Here is a 14,456-nt window from a genome sequence, read left to right on the forward strand (position 1 = left end):
GTGAACCCGTCCTTGGGGGCTTGGTGACGGCATCCATGCCGTCAACAGTCCAGCCAGCCCCCTGCCTGGACCTCCGGGCTCAGGCTGGAGTGTACTCAACGCTCCCGCCGAGTGCTCACCACTGCCGCTTCCGTGGTAATCTTGCGCGATGCCCGCTACCCATCCTGATATTGAGCACTATATTGACGCCATGTGGATGGAGCGGGGGCTTAGCGACAATACGCTGAGCGCTTACCGACGGGATCTTAGCCAGTATCAGGAATGGCTGGCGTTACGGGGTGGCAGCATCCTTCGCGCCGATCGGGTGGATCTGCAAACTTATCTGGGCGCGTGTCTGGTGAAGGGGCAGTCGCAGCGGTCGACGGCGCGGTTCATGTCCTGTGCGCGAAGTTTTTACCGGTTCCTGCTGCGGGAAGGGCGGCTGCAGGTGGACCCGACCCTGGATGTGGACAGCCCGAAGCTGGGGCGGCCGCTGCCGAAGTCGCTGTCGGAGCAGGATGTGGAACGTTTGCTGGCGGCGCCGGATACCGACGTGGCTCTGGAGTTCCGCGACCGGGCGATGCTGGAAATGCTCTACGCCTGTGGCCTGCGGGTGTCGGAGCTGACCGGCCTGCAGCTGGTGCAGGTGAGCTTGAACCAGGGTGTGGTGCGGGTCTTCGGCAAGGGCAGCAAGGAGCGGCTGGTGCCGATGGGGGAGGAGGCCCTCAGCTGGCTGCAGCGCTACATGGCCGGGCCGCGGTCGGAATTGCTCAAGGGCATACCCTGCGATGCGGTGTTTCCCAGCCGCCGGGGGACACAGATGACTCGCCAGACGTTCTGGTATCGTATTAAAATCTATGCCCGTCGCGCGGAGATCAACAAGCCGCTGTCTCCGCACACGCTGCGCCACGCCTTCGCGACACATCTATTGAACCACGGCGCGGATTTGCGGGTAGTGCAGATGTTGCTGGGTCACAGCGACCTGACGACCACGCAGATCTACACCCATGTGGCGAAACAGCGGATGCAGGAGCTGCATGCGAAGCATCACCCCCGTGGCTGAGGAACTTGTGTGCTCCAGCGTGCTCCAAACAGGCGCCGCGAACAGAATCCTGTCGGCTCACGCCGCAGTAACCAGAGGATAATCGATGTTTAACCGAGTTTTCATTGCCGCAGCGTTCGTTACACTCTCAGCCGTCTCCCTGCTGGCACGGGCAGAGGACCCAGTCCCTGCGGAAGTGGCTGACTCCCTGCGGCAGATGCTGGAGAGTCCCGCCAACGGCCTCAAGGTCGCGAGCATCGAAGCCAGCGAAATTGCCGGTATGTATGCGGTGCAGTTCCAGGATGGTCCGCTGGTCTACGCCAATGCCAGCGGCCAGTTTTTCATTGTTGGCGATCTCTTTACCGTGGGCCCGGCGGGCTATGTCAATCTGGCGGAGAAGCAACGCGATGGCATGCGCGCCGAGGAAATGGCAGCGGTGGATACCAGTGACATGATCGTGTTCCCGGCGCAGGGAGAGACCCTGTCCCATATCTCCGTTTTCACCGACGTTACCTGTTTTTACTGCCAGAAGCTGCACCGGGAAGTGTCGGAACTGAACAAACGCGGAGTGGAAGTACGCTATCTGGCCTATCCACGGGCCGGCATCGGTTCCGAGGGCTATCGCAAGCTGGCTACCGCCTGGTGCGCGGACAATCCACCGCTGATCCTGACCCGGCTCAAGAACGGCGAGTCTGTTCCGGACAACGTCTGCAAGGACACGCCCATTGAGGAGCAGTACCAGTTGGGGCAGAGCCTCGGCGTCCGCGGTACACCGGCGATCATCACCGCCAGCGGGCAGATGATTCCGGGCTACCAGTCGGCTGACGAACTGATGGTCACGCTGGGTTTGTAGCAGCGCCAGCGGCGCCTTCCGGCAGCCAGGACCTGCGGATGCGTTGACAGTGCCGGGCGTACTCAGTACTGTTTGCCACCTTTTTAGATCGCGGCCCGTCATCGGCCGCCCGAGCGAGTTCCCAAGCCGTGGAAGACCAGTTTCAGCGCATCCAGCGCCTGCCGCCCTATGTTTTCAATATTATCGGTGACCTCAAGCAGAAGGCGCGCGCGGCCGGCCAGGATGTCATCGATTTCGGCATGGGCAATCCCGATCAGCCTACGCCCAGTCACATTGTCGAAAAGCTGATTGAGACCGCCCGTCGCGGCGATACCCATCGCTACTCCCAGTCCAAGGGCATTCCGCGCCTGCGCAAGGCGATCTGCGACTGGTACCAGCGGCGCTACAGCGTCACCCTGGACCCGGAAAGCGAAGCCATCGTCACCCTCGGCTCCAAGGAAGGTTTGGCGCACCTGGCGCTGGCGACCACCGGCCCCGGGGACGCCATCCTGGTGCCCAATCCCGCGTACCCGATCCACCCCTACGGCTTTGTGATCTCCGGTGCCGATATCCGCCACGTACCCATGGGCAACGAGGATGAGTTTTTCCAGGAACTGGACAGCGCCATCCGCAACAGCTGGCCACGGCCCAAAATGCTGGTGCTGAGTTTCCCCTCCAACCCGACCGGCCAGGTGGTCGAGCTGGACTTTTTCGAGCGGGTCATTGCCGTGGCCCGGGAACACCAGATCTGGGTAGTGCAGGATCTCGCCTATGCCGACCTGTGCTACGACGGCTATGTGGCGCCCTCCATCCTCCAGGTCGAGGGTGCGCGCGAGGTCGCCGTGGAGTTCTTCAGCATGTCCAAGAGCTACAACATGCCCGGCTGGCGGGTCGGCTTCTGTTGCGGCAACAAACAGCTGATCGGCGCACTGGGGCGGATGAAGTCCTACCTGGACTACGGTATGTTTACCCCTATCCAGGTTGCTGCCATTGCTGCCCTGGAGGGCGACCAGACCTGCGTCAGCGAAATCAACGCCATGTACAAGTCGCGCCGGGACGTGCTCTGCAGTGGCCTCAATGCCCTCGGTTGGCCGGTTACCCCGCCGCGGGCCACCATGTTTGTCTGGGCGCAGATTCCCGCGGCCTACCAGGCGCTGGGTTCGATTGAATTCAGCAAGCGGTTATTGCAGGAAGCACAGGTAGCGGTATCCCCCGGCGTCGGTTTCGGCGAGTATGGCGAGGGCTACGTCCGCTTCGGCCTGATCGAGAACGAACATCGCACCCGGCAGGCCCTGCGCAATATCAGGCGCATGTTCCGCAATGACGGACATGTCTGAACCCATGACCACCACCGAGACAGAGACAGGGAATAGCCACGTGCAACCGGTAAGAATAGGTATCTGCGGCCTCGGCACTGTCGGCAGCGGCACTTTCAATCTGCTGCTGGAAAACGCCGAGGCCATCGCGGCGCGGGCCCAGGCCCCGCTGGAAATTGTCCACGTCGGCATCCGCCGCGACAATCCGGCCTGTGACCTCAATGGTGTGCGGGTGAGCCGGGACGTTTTCGCACTGGTCGCCGACCCGGAAGTGGATGTGCTGGTCGAACTGATCGGCGGCACCACGGTTGCCAGGGAACTGGTGGCGGCGGCGATCCGCGCCGGCAAGCATGTGGTGACCGCGAACAAGGCGCTGATCGCCGAGCACGGCAACGAATTGTTTGCGCTGGCGGCGGAGCACAACGTGGCGGTGCGCTACGAGGCGGCCGTCGCCGGGGGCATCCCCATCATCAAGGCCCTGCGCGAGGGGCTGGCCGGCAACCGTATCGAGTGGCTGGCGGGCATCATCAACGGCACCGGCAACTTTATCCTCAGTGAAATGCGCGAGCATCGCAGGGAATTCTCCGATGTGCTGGCGGAGGCGCAGGCTCTGGGCTACGCCGAGGCAGACCCGACCTTTGACGTGGAGGGTATCGACGCCGCCCACAAACTGGTGATCCTGGCGTCCATCGCCTTTGGTATCCCGCTGCAGTTCGATTCGGTCTACACCGAGGGTATCTCCGGCCTCACGCCCCAGGATCTCGACTATGCCGATGAGCTGGGCTACCGGGTGAAGCACCTGGGAATCGCCAAGCAGGGAGAGAGCGGCGTGGAGCTGCGGGTGCACCCCACCCTGATCCCGGAAGACCGCCTGCTGGCCAACGTCAACGGGGTCAAGAATGCGGTCCTGGTCGAAGGCAGTGCCGTCGGCCCGACGCTCTATTACGGCGCTGGCGCCGGCGGCAAGCCCACGGCGTCAGCGGTGGTGGCCGACCTGGTGGACCTGGCGCGGGACCTGAGCGCCGGCCAGGTCAGCCGGGTGCCGTCGCTGTCGTTCTGCAATGAATCCCTGCGCGACCTGCCTATCGTACCCATGGCGCAGGTGGAAACGCCCTGGTACCTGCGCATGGAGGCCGAGGACCGCCCCGGTGTCCTGTCGCGGATCGCGACCATCTTCAGCGACCAGGGTATCAGCATCGAGGCCCTGATCCAGAAGGCGCCCGCGCCGGGGCAGGCGACGGTGCCGCTAATCGTGCTCACCAACCGGGCGGCCCAGGGCAAGGTGGACGAGGCGGTAACCAAGATTGAGGCACTGGACACGATTGCGGGCAAGGTGGTCCGCATTCGGGTTGAAGTTCTGGACGGTTGACGGGGGCGAACGTGAAATATATCAGCACCCGGGGGCAGGCCCCGGTATTGGATTTCGAGCAGGTACTGCTCACCGGTCTCGCCTCTGACGGCGGCCTGTACGTCCCGGAGGCGCTGCCGCAGTTCAGCCGCGAGGAGATCGCGGCCATGGCCGGCATGGATTACCCGCAGCTGGCGCAGCGCATTATCGAGCCCTTTGTCGGCGACAGTATACCCGCCGCGGACCTGCAGCAGATCATCGCCGACACCTACGCCGTGTTCCGCCACAACGCGGTCGCACCGCTGGTGCAGATTGGCCACAACCAGTGGGTGCTGGAGCTGTTCCACGGTCCCACCCTGGCGTTCAAGGATTTTGCCCTGCAACTGCTGGGACGCCTGCTGGACTATGTGCTGGAGCGCCGTCAGCAGAAAGTGGTGATCATGGGCGCGACCTCGGGCGATACCGGTTCCGCCGCGATCGAAGGCTGCAAACGCTGCAAGAACATCGACATCTTCATACTCCACCCCCATGAGCGGGTGTCCGAGGTACAGCGTCGGCAAATGACCACGGTGGTGGGCGACAACATCCACAACCTGGCGGTGCAGGGCAACTTCGATGACTGCCAGGCCATGGTCAAGGCCACCTTCGGCAACCGCGGTGTGCTGCCGGCGGATCGCGGCCTGGTGGCGGTGAACTCCATCAACTGGGCCCGGATCATGGCCCAGATCGTGTACTATTTTTACGCCGCCGTCGCCTTGGGCGGCCCGGCGCGGCCGGTCGCGTTTTCGGTCCCGACCGGCAATTTCGGTGATATCTTCGCCGGTTACCTGGCCCACAGGATGGGATTGCCGGTGGCGCAGCTGATCATCGCCACCAACCGCAACGACGTGCTGCACCGGGTCATGACCACGGCGACCTACGGCCGCCAGTCGCTGGAGCACACCCTGTCGCCGAGCATGGACATCACCGTTTCCAGCAACTTCGAGCGCCTGCTGTTCGATCTCTACGATCGCGATGGTGCCGCGGTCAATACGCTGATGCGCGACTTTGACCAGGGCGATGTCCACTTCTCCGAGGCCGCCATGGCCCGCGCCCGCGACCTGTTCAGCAGCTACCGGGTACCGGACGAGGAAACCTGCGCCCAGATCGCCTCGACCTGGCAGGACTGTGAGTATCTGCTGGATCCACACAGTGCGATCGGGGTAAAAGCGGCGCTGGCGTCGGGCATCGGCGAGGGCATTCCGGTGGTCACCCTGGCGACTGCGCACCCGGCCAAGTTCCCGCAGGCGATCCAGCGCGCGGGTATCGGGACCGAACCCGCGCTGCCTTTGCACCTGGCGGACCTGTTCGATCGCCGGGAGCGCTTTGAGGTGCTGCCGAAAGACCTGGCGGCAGTGCAGGCGTTCATGGCGAATAACCTGGGCGCCTGAGCGCCCGTGCTGATCCGCAGACTTGCGCGCCGCCAGGCCGAGCCGGCCTCCGGACTGGTGCAAGCCGGTCTGCACCCGCTGCTGGCACGGATCTACAGTGGTCGCGGGGTTACCGACCCGGCCGAGCTCAAGCTGTCGCTGCAGGAACTGTTGCCGCCCGCGACGCTGCAAGGCGCGGCGGCAGCGGCAGTGCTGCTGGCCGACGCCATCGCCAACCGGCAGCGCCTGCTGATCGTCGGTGACTTTGATGCCGATGGCGCCACCAGCACTGCACTCGGCATCACCGCCCTGCGCGCCCTCGGTGCCAGCCAGGTGGATTACCTGGTCCCCAACCGTTTCGAATACGGCTATGGTCTCACCCCGGAAATCGTGGCGCTGGCGGCAGAACGGCAGCCAGACCTGATCATCACCGTCGACAACGGCATTTCCAGCATCGAGGGCGTGGCAGCGGCGCGGGCGCTGGGCATCGCCACCCTGGTCACGGACCACCACCTCGCCGGGCGCGAACTGCCGGCGGCGGATGTCATCGTCAACCCCAACCAGCCCGGCTGTGACTTCCCCAGCAAGGCCATGGCCGGGGTCGGGGTGATTTTCTACGTGATGCTGGCGCTGCGGGCGGAGCTGCGCCAGCGCGGCTGGTTTGCCAGCAGGTCCCTGCCCGAGCCCAACTTCGCCGATTGCCTCGACCTGGTGGCCCTGGGCACGGTGGCGGATGTGGTGCCGCTGGATCGCAACAACCGGATCCTGGTGGCGGCGGGCCTGCAGCGTATCCGCAGTGGCCGCGCGCGGCCCGGGATCGCTGCCCTGCTCGAGGTCGCAGGTCGTGATCCGACCAGCGTTGTCGCCTCCGACCTCGGTTTTGCCATCGGGCCGCGTCTCAATGCCGCCGGCCGACTGGACGATATGTCAGTCGGCATAGAATGCCTGCTCGCGCCCTCCACCGCTGTTGCCCGGGACTACGCCGGGCGTCTGCAGCAGCTTAACCAGGACCGCCGGCAGATTGAGCGGGGCATGCAGCAGGAGGCACTGTCGTTGTTGGAGAACCTGCCGCTGCAGGACCAGGATGGCAGCCCGCCGGCTGCCATCGCCCTGTATGAGCCGGGTTGGCACCAGGGCGTCATCGGTATCCTCGCTTCCCGGGTCAAGGACCGCCTGCACCGTCCCACCATCGTTTTCGCCGACGCCGAACCCGGTGGCGACGAACTCAAGGGCTCGGCGCGCTCGATCAACGGTATCCATATCCGCGATGTGCTGGACGCGGTGGCCACCCGCAATCCGGGGCTGGTTACCCGTTTCGGCGGCCACGCGATGGCGGCGGGCCTGAGCCTGCCGAAAGCCCATTATCCCGCCTTCGCCGAGGCCTTCGTCGCAGAAGTCGCGCTCCATGGCCGCGACCTGGACCTGGAAGCGGTGCTGGAATCCGACGGCGAACTGGCTGCCGACGAGTTCGAGCTGCCGCTGGCCGAAGCCCTGCGCTTTGGCGGTCCCTGGGGGCAGCATTTCCCCGAGCCGCTGTTCGACGGCCGCTTCCGGGTTGTGCAGCAGCGTATCGTCGGTGAGCGGCATCTGAAACTGGTGCTCGGGCTCCCGGGTGGCGAGGTGGTGGATGCCATCGCCTTCAATGTCGACCTCGAGGTGTGGCCGGATCCGGCGTGGGAGTGGGTCGAGGCGGCCTATCGGCTGGACGTCAATGAGTTTCGGGGGCGACGGTCGTTGCAGCTGGTTGTTGAGCAGTTGCAGCCGGTGGAGTGAGTTCCGACTCTCGCTCCGTCCCAGTGGCAGTCCGGGACGCGCAGTCCGACGCAGGCGTTAGACCTGCAACCCCCGCCTGCGGTACACTGCGCGCCTTTTTCCGCAGGACACAAGGCACATGCTAGAGATCAATCCGCTGCTAACTACCCTCAAGGACATCGAGGCGCGCACCGGCGTGCTCAGGGGGTATCTTTGACTTCGCCAACCGCAAGGACAGGCTGGCGGAAGTAGAGCTGGAGCTGGCTGAACCCAGCGTCTGGGACGATCCGGAACGGGCCCAGGAGCTGGGTCGCGAGCGCTCATCGCTGGAGCAGATTGTCTCGACCATCGAGAAGCTGGAGGGCGCCACCGGCGATGCCGCCGACCTGCTGGAGCTGGCGGCGGCGGAGGACGACGAGGGCACGGTCGCCGAGGTCAAGGCCGACATAGACAAGCTGGTCAAGCTGCTGGAACAGATGGAATTCCGGCGCATGTTCAGCGGCGAGATGGACGTAGCGAATTGCTTCCTCGATATCCAGGCCGGCTCCGGTGGCACCGAGGCCCAGGACTGGGCCGAGATCCTGTTGCGCATGTACCTGCGCTGGGGTGAGGCCAGCGGCTTCAAGACCACTTTGATCGAAGTGTCCGAGGGCGAAGTGGCCGGCATCAAGAGCGCGACCATCCAGTTCGAGGGTGAGTATGCCTTTGGCTGGCTGCGCACGGAAACTGGCGTCCACCGCCTGGTGCGCAAGTCTCCCTTCGACTCGGGCAACCGCCGCCATACCTCGTTTGCCTCGGTATTCGTGTCGCCGGAGATCGACGACGACATCGAGATCGATATCAACCCGGCGGACTTGCGGGTGGATACCTACCGCTCCAGCGGCGCCGGCGGCCAGCACGTGAACAAGACGGACTCGGCGGTGCGGCTTACCCACAACCCTACCGGGGTAGTGGTTTCGTGCCAGACCGAGCGCTCCCAGCACCAGAACCGGGACCGGGCAATGAAGTTGCTGCGGGGCAAGCTCTACGAGCTGGAGGTGCAGAAGCGCAACCAGGTCAAGCAGGCGACCGAGGACAGCAAGGCGGATATCGGCTGGGGCAGCCAGATCCGCTCCTATGTGCTGGATCAGTCGCGGATCAAGGACCTGCGCACGGGCGTCGAAACCAGCAACACCCAGGCGGTGCTGGACGGCGATATCGACCAGTTTATCGAAGCCTCGCTGAAGAAGGGGCTGTAGGACAGAGCATGAGTGAGCAGGACCAGACCCCCCGCGGCGCCGAGGAAGAAAACAAGCTGATCACCGAGCGCCGCGGCAAGCTCGCACAGCTGCGAACCCGGCGCAATCCCTTCCCCAACGACTTCCGCCGTACCGGCCTCGCCGCTGACCTGCAGCGGGAGTACGGCGGCAGCGGCAAGGAGCAGCTGGAGCAGGAGAATCGCCACTACTCAGTGGCCGGGCGACTGGTCCGCAACCGCGGCGCTTTCCTGTTGATCCAGGACGGGTCTGGCCAGATCCAGCTCTACGTCAACCGCAAGGCGCTTGACGAGGCTGCCCTGGCGGAAATCAAGAGCTGGGACCTGGGGGATATCGTCTCCGCCAGCGGCCCCATCCACAAGTCCGGCAAGGGCGACCTCTATATCAACATGGAGCAGGCGCAGCTGCTGACCAAGGCCCTGCGCCCGCTGCCGGACAAGTACCACGGTCTGGCGGACCAGGAGCTGCGCTACCGCCAGCGTTATGTCGACCTGATCGTGAACCCGGAATCGCGCGCGGTGTTCCAGCTGCGCTCGAAGATCGTCCGCTTCATCCGTGACTACATGGATGGGCGCGGCTTCATGGAGGTGGAAACCCCCATGATGCAGGTGATTCCGGGCGGCGCGGCGGCGAAGCCTTTTGTCACCCACCACAACGCCCTGGATATGGACATGTACCTGCGCATCGCGCCCGAGCTGTACCTGAAACGGCTGGTGGTCGGCGGTTTTGAGCAGGTGTACGAGATCAACCGCAATTTCCGCAACGAGGGCCTGTCGACCCGGCACAACCCCGAGTTCACGATGCTGGAGTTCTACTGGGCCTACGCCGACTACCGCGACGCCATGGACCTGACCGAGGACATGCTGCGGCAGTTGACCGCCACAGTTCTGGGTAGTACGACCGTGCACTATCAGGGCTCGACCTACGATTTCTCGCAACCGTTCACGCGAATTTCCGTGTTCGACTCGATTCTCCACTACAACCCACACTTTGCTGCAACCGAGCTGGCGGACGAGCAGGGCGCGCGCGCTCTCGCAACCGGGTTGGGCATTCCCCTGAAAGACAGCTGGGGCCTGGGTAAGGTGCAGATCGAGATTTTCGAGAAGACGGTGGAGCACCGCCTGGACCAGCCCACCTTCATCACCGCCTACCCCACTGAGGTATCGCCGCTGGCGCGGCGCAGCGATGACGATCCCTTCGTTACCGACCGCTTCGAGTTCTTTGTCGGTGGCCGCGAAATCGCCAATGGCTTCTCCGAGCTCAACGATGCCGAGGACCAGGCCCAGCGCTTCCGCGACCAGGTGGCGGAAAAGGAAGCCGGCGACGAGGAGGCGATGCATTACGATCACGATTACGTGCGTGCGCTGGAGTATGGCATGCCGCCGACAGCTGGCGAGGGGATTGGTATCGACCGCCTGGTGATGTTGTTGACCAACGCCCCCTCGATTCGCGATGTCCTGCTGTTTCCGCACATGCGCCCCGAATAGGGGCGGTTGTCGCGGTCCGCTTCGCCCTCACTGCGGTGAATGTTACACTGGCAGCATGATGATTTACGCAAGGATATTCCCGTGACGGCACTCCTGACCCCGCTGCTGGCAGCTGGCATTGTCCTGCTGCTGACGGCCTGCGGTACCGTGCCAGAGGCTTCCGAGGCACCGGGACAGGAGCTGTCCGTGGCGGAGGCTGTGCCAGCACCTGAGCTTACCCTGAACCTGCCGACCCGCGAACAGTGCCAGTGCCAGCCGTCGCCCGCGCGCGATCTGACCTTCCTTGAGCGCGGCTACCAGGCCCTCAGCCAGGGTGATGCGGTGACCGCCCTGCAGCATTTCCAGCGCTACAAGCGGCTGGAAACGGGGGTCGCGGCGCAGTGGGAGGCTGACGTGGCCATTGCCTATCTGGCCATGCTGCCAGACAGCCCGCTGTATGACCACGATGCCGCTGAACAGAGCTACCAGTCCCTGGCCCGGCGCCTGCTGCCGGACATGCAGGTACACGCCACCGCGCTGTTGATGCGTGATTCGCTGGCGGCTTTCGCCCTGTTGAACCGGCACATTGCCGACCTGGAAAACAGCAACGCCACGCTCACCGAAGACCTGGCCAAGCGGGAGGAAGCAATCAGGCGGTTGCGGGAGCTGACTCTGGGGCAGTCGCGGGGATCTCAACCGTAAACTCGGCGCCCGCTCCCGGAGCGCTGCTGACGTTTATGCGCCCGCCCATCAGCTCACAGTACTCGCGACAGATCGCCAGCCCGAGGCCGGTGCCACCGTAGTTGACGCTGGTGGTGTTGTCAGCCTGGACAAAAGCGTCGAATATTCGCAACTGCTCTTCCTCGTTCATGCCAATGCCGGTGTCCCTGACGCTGAACCGGAGCCACGCATCGGGGCCACTGCCTGTGGCGCTGGCAGTGAGGTAGATGTCGCCGCCGTCAGTGAATTTGCAGGCGTTGCTCAGAAGGTTCAGGAAGATCTGGCGAAACCGTGTTGCATCCGAGTACAGCGCTGGCAGGTCAGACCAGTCCGCGGGCAGGTGCAACCGGTTTTGCCGTTCGCGCAGTAGCGGCGCCATGGCGTCCGCGACCTGGCGGAGAATGTCTGCGGCGGCGAAGTGCTCGTGGTGCAGGGCCATCTTGCCGGTCTCGATTTTTGACAGGTCGAGGATGTCATTGATCAGCGCCAGCAACTGGCGGCCGGAGCGCACGATCTTGTCCAGGTCGCGCTGGAACTGCTCCCTGTCCACCTCGCCGGTGTCATCCAGCTCGTCGTGCAGCATTTCGCTGTAGCCGATGATGGCGTTCAGCGGCGTGCGCAGCTCGTGGCTGACATTGGCCAGGAATCGGCTCTTGGCGGCATTGGCATCGTCTGCATCATCCTTGGCCTGGCGCACTTCTTCTATCGCGTTGCGCAATTTGTCCGACATGTCGTTGAAGGCTGTCGCCAGCTCCCCCAGCTCCCCGCGGTCCTCAATGCCGACGATGCGGTAGTCGAGATCGCCGCTGCCGATGCGCTGGGTACCGCGCTTGAGCCGTTTCAGCGAGCGATTGGTGTAGCGCAGGAGGAAAAAGCCCAGCAGGATGGTGAGGAAAATGGAGGCGATAAAGCCGATCACCGTGATGCGGTCGGTCAGGGCGATGGTGCGGTCACTGAGGTTGGCCCGCTGCACCGCGATGAAGGCCTGGTGCTGTTCGAGTTGGCGCAGGTGCTCCAGGGTCTCGACAAAGGGCAGTGGGTCGTCCATGTCGTCGCGAAAGTCGGGGTCATTGTACCTGCGGTAAAACTCCAGCCAGCTGGCCAGCAGGTAGTCGCTGGCCAGCTGCAGCCGCTGGTACTGGGGTCGCGTCACCTCGCTGCTGAGGGCGCGCAGCTCGCGCAGCTTGTCGCTGATGGTGGCGAGGTCTGCCTCGGCACGTTCCAGCTCCGCGGCCTCGAGCTTGTCACCCGTGGTCTCGCGCAGGGTGGCCAGCACCAGGATCTGCTGGCGCTGGTTTTCCAGCAACTGGGCCGCATCGGTGGACAGTTGCGCCGCGGTCACGGAGCTGCGGTAGGCGAGCATGCTCTCCTGGCGAGCGTAGCTGCCCCAGAAGTGCGTGCCGACGTTGATGGCAAACAGTACCAGGATGGTACACAGCGACAGGGTCAGGCGGCGGCGCAGGCTCATGAGAGGGTCAGTCTCCGGATCTTGGCCAGCAATTCCGGGAAATCGATGGGTTTGGTGGCATAGTCGTCGCAGCCTGCGGCAAGGGCACTGCGGCGGTCCGCCTCCATCGCATGGGCGGTGAGGGCAATGATCGGGATATCCCGCAGCTGCTCGTCTTCCCGCGCGGTCCGACAGGCAGTCCAGCCGTCCATTACCGGCAGATTCATGTCCATGAGTACCAGTGCGGGCCGGGCTCGCGCCATCAGCGCCAGCGCCTGTGCACCGTCGGCAGCGGTGATCACGGTGAAGCCGGCACGGGTCAGTCGCCGGGTCAACATCTCACAGTTGAGTTCGTTGTCTTCCACCAGCAGTACCGGGCGCTGCTCAGTCATGGCCGGCCTCCCGGATGCGTTGCACGGCGACCGATTGCTCAATGCCGCGGATGGCGAGTTCGCGGCGATCACTGAGGGCGTAGGTTCCCTGCAACTTGCTGGCGGTGCTGTCGGAGATGAGGATCTCCCCGCCCTGGCAGTGGTCTTCAATACGCGACGTGACGTTCATGGGATGGCCGACAAAGCCGTACTTGCTGCGGCGCTCGGAACCGATGTTGCCGGCGATCACAGAGCCGGTATTGAGGGCGATGCCGGTGGCCAGTTCGGGCAGGCCGGCAGCCCTGTTGTCAGCATTGATGGTGGCCATGGCGTCCTGCATGGCCAGCGCGCAGCGCACTGCCCGGTCGGCGTCATCATCCCGGCGCTGGGGCGCGCCGAAAACAGTCAGGATGGCGTCGCCGATAAACTCGTCGATGGTGCCATTGTAGGTCATGATGATGTCGGTCATGGTGCCCAGGTAGCGATTGAGCATGGCGACCACCTGCTGCGGGGCCAGGTGTTCACTCAAGGTGGTGAAGCCGCGAATATCGGACATCATGATCGTCACTTCCCGCAGATCGCCGCCCAGTTCCAGCCCCTCGGGTCGCTCCAGGATCTCGGTGACGATCTCGTCCGAGAGGTAGCGGCCGAAGGTGGCGCGGATGAATTTCTCGTTGCGCTCCAGTTGCTGCCGGTACTGCTCCTCGCGGTCGTGCCAGCGTTTGCGCTCAATACCGGCCTTGATCCTCGCCTGCAGCAATACGGGGTTGAAGGGCTTGAACAGGTAGTCGTCGGCGCCCGCCTCGATGCAGGCGATGATCCCGTCCATGTCCTGGCTGCCGGAAATCACGATCACCGGCGTTGCCCGCCATTCCGGGTGTTCCTTGATTCGCCGCAGCACCTCGCGACCGTCCATGTCCGGCATCATCAGGTCCAGCAGCACCACATCGACATCGGTTGTGGCGAGCGCTTGCAGTGCCTCCGCGCCACTGGCCGCAGTTACCACCAGGTGCCCGGAGCGGGACAGGTAGCGGGCGACCAACTCCCGGTTTTCCTGCAGATCATCAACCGCGAGGATAAAGCCGGGTTCAGCGGCCATGGTGCGTCGCGCTGGTGGCGGCGGGTTCGCTGCACCGTTGTGCGCGGTGTGCACTGCCTGCAGCAGTCGCGCCAGGCTGTCGCCGAGGCCCGTGGTGTCCGCGGCGGTGTCCTCCTGCAGAATCTCGGCATAGCCGCGGATGGCGGCCAGGCTGTTCATCTGGTCGTGGTGGCTGTCGAGAGCCGGGCTGGCGAGCTGCGTCTCCAGCGAGGCGGCAGCCCGGAACAGGCGCCGCAGGTCCTCCTGCACGGTGCTGTCGAGGGCGGCGCCATCTTCCTCGGCCAGTGCCCTCAGTTCGTTGACGGCGCTCAAGAGCATCTGGCTCCAGGGGGCGAGGGGGGGGCTGCTGTCTGTGCTCACAAGCTGATTGATCCCTGGATCGCGGATTGGCTTGCAGTATAGCGATGCTGACTTTACTG

12 protein-coding genes are annotated in these 14,456 nt (G+C 64.3%); 9 read left to right on the top strand and 3 right to left on the bottom strand.

Going from position 1 to position 14,456, the window contains the following annotated elements; all coding sequences use genetic code 11:
* The first annotated feature begins 148 nt into the window (after nt 1-148).
* The 9 genes from xerD (at nt 149) to RLO07_RS05145 (ending at nt 11,102) form a co-directional block, all read left to right on the top strand.
* Nucleotides 149-1,042, top strand: coding sequence for a site-specific tyrosine recombinase XerD (xerD, locus tag RLO07_RS05105; protein ID WP_462291050.1), 894 nt, complete (start codon nt 149-151; stop codon nt 1,040-1,042).
* An 85-nt stretch (nt 1,043-1,127) separates the two neighbouring features.
* Nucleotides 1,128-1,874, top strand: coding sequence for a DsbC family protein (locus tag RLO07_RS05110; RefSeq protein WP_462291051.1), 747 nt, complete (start codon nt 1,128-1,130; stop codon nt 1,872-1,874).
* A 128-nt stretch (nt 1,875-2,002) separates the two neighbouring features.
* Nucleotides 2,003-3,190, top strand: a complete 1,188-nt coding sequence (gene alaC, locus RLO07_RS05115) for an alanine transaminase (RefSeq protein ID WP_462291052.1) — start codon at nt 2,003-2,005, stop codon at nt 3,188-3,190.
* Entirely contained in the window at nt 3,183-4,538 is a 1,356-nt protein-coding gene (locus RLO07_RS05120; protein ID WP_462291218.1) for a homoserine dehydrogenase, read from the top strand. Before alaC ends, RLO07_RS05120 begins: the two co-directional genes overlap by 8 nt.
* 11 nt (nt 4,539-4,549) lie before the next feature.
* A complete protein-coding gene (gene thrC, locus RLO07_RS05125; RefSeq protein WP_462291053.1) occupies nt 4,550-5,947 on the top strand; it encodes a threonine synthase in 1,398 nt (465 codons plus the stop codon).
* Between the two features lie 9 nt (nt 5,948-5,956).
* Nucleotides 5,957-7,699 carry a single-stranded-DNA-specific exonuclease RecJ gene (gene recJ / locus RLO07_RS05130; RefSeq protein ID WP_462291219.1) on the top strand — a complete coding sequence of 581 codons (1,743 nt, stop codon included), beginning with the start codon at nt 5,957-5,959 and terminating at the stop codon, nt 7,697-7,699.
* Between the two features lie 118 nt (nt 7,700-7,817).
* Nucleotides 7,818-8,916 (top strand): peptide chain release factor 2 gene (gene prfB, locus RLO07_RS05135; protein ID WP_462291054.1). Its coding sequence is split into 2 segments (ribosomal slippage): nt 7,818-7,892 and nt 7,894-8,916, totalling 1,098 coding nucleotides; the frame shifts between segments, so codons are not numbered across the junction.
* Between the two features lie 8 nt (nt 8,917-8,924).
* On the top strand, nt 8,925-10,421 hold the full coding sequence (gene lysS, locus RLO07_RS05140) for a lysine--tRNA ligase (protein ID WP_462291055.1): 1,497 nt from the start codon (nt 8,925-8,927) through the stop codon (nt 10,419-10,421).
* Between the two features lie 81 nt (nt 10,422-10,502).
* Entirely contained in the window at nt 10,503-11,102 is a 600-nt protein-coding gene (locus tag RLO07_RS05145; protein WP_462291056.1) for a hypothetical protein, read from the top strand.
* Here RLO07_RS05145 and RLO07_RS05150 read toward each other — a convergent pair.
* From RLO07_RS05150 to RLO07_RS05160, 3 genes are read right to left on the bottom strand one after another with little or no spacing between them, the layout of a single operon-like run.
* Nucleotides 11,050-12,588, bottom strand: coding sequence for a sensor histidine kinase (locus RLO07_RS05150; RefSeq protein WP_462291057.1), 1,539 nt, complete (start codon nt 12,586-12,588; stop codon nt 11,050-11,052). The two genes, RLO07_RS05145 and RLO07_RS05150, sit on opposite strands and share 53 nt — an antisense overlap.
* Nucleotides 12,585-12,959, bottom strand: a complete 375-nt coding sequence (locus RLO07_RS05155) for a response regulator (protein WP_462291058.1) — start codon at nt 12,957-12,959, stop codon at nt 12,585-12,587. Before RLO07_RS05155 ends, RLO07_RS05150 begins: the two co-directional genes overlap by 4 nt.
* Nucleotides 12,952-14,397: an adenylate/guanylate cyclase domain-containing protein gene (locus RLO07_RS05160; protein ID WP_462291059.1), complete on the bottom strand. Its 1,446-nt coding sequence runs from the start codon at nt 14,395-14,397 to the stop codon at nt 12,952-12,954. Before RLO07_RS05160 ends, RLO07_RS05155 begins: the two co-directional genes overlap by 8 nt.
* Nucleotides 14,398-14,456: the final 59 nt, after the last annotated feature.

Source organism: Haliea sp. (assembly GCF_040221975.1).
GTDB lineage: Bacteria > Pseudomonadota > Gammaproteobacteria > Pseudomonadales > Halieaceae > Haliea.

Excerpts from the sequence above, each read along its gene's own strand:
- lysS (WP_462291055.1), top strand. The coding sequence starts at position 8,925 with ATGAGTGAGCAGGACCAGACCCCCCGCGGCGCCGAGGAAGAAAACAAG.
- RLO07_RS05155 (WP_462291058.1), bottom strand. The coding sequence starts at position 12,959 with ATGACTGAGCAGCGCCCGGTACTGCTGGTGGAAGACAACGAACTCAAC.
- RLO07_RS05120 (WP_462291218.1), top strand. The coding sequence starts at position 3,183 with ATGTCTGAACCCATGACCACCACCGAGACAGAGACAGGGAATAGCCAC.
- RLO07_RS05150 (WP_462291057.1), bottom strand. The coding sequence starts at position 12,588 with ATGAGCCTGCGCCGCCGCCTGACCCTGTCGCTGTGTACCATCCTGGTA.
- RLO07_RS05110 (WP_462291051.1), top strand. The coding sequence starts at position 1,128 with ATGTTTAACCGAGTTTTCATTGCCGCAGCGTTCGTTACACTCTCAGCC.
- xerD (WP_462291050.1), top strand. The coding sequence starts at position 149 with ATGCCCGCTACCCATCCTGATATTGAGCACTATATTGACGCCATGTGG.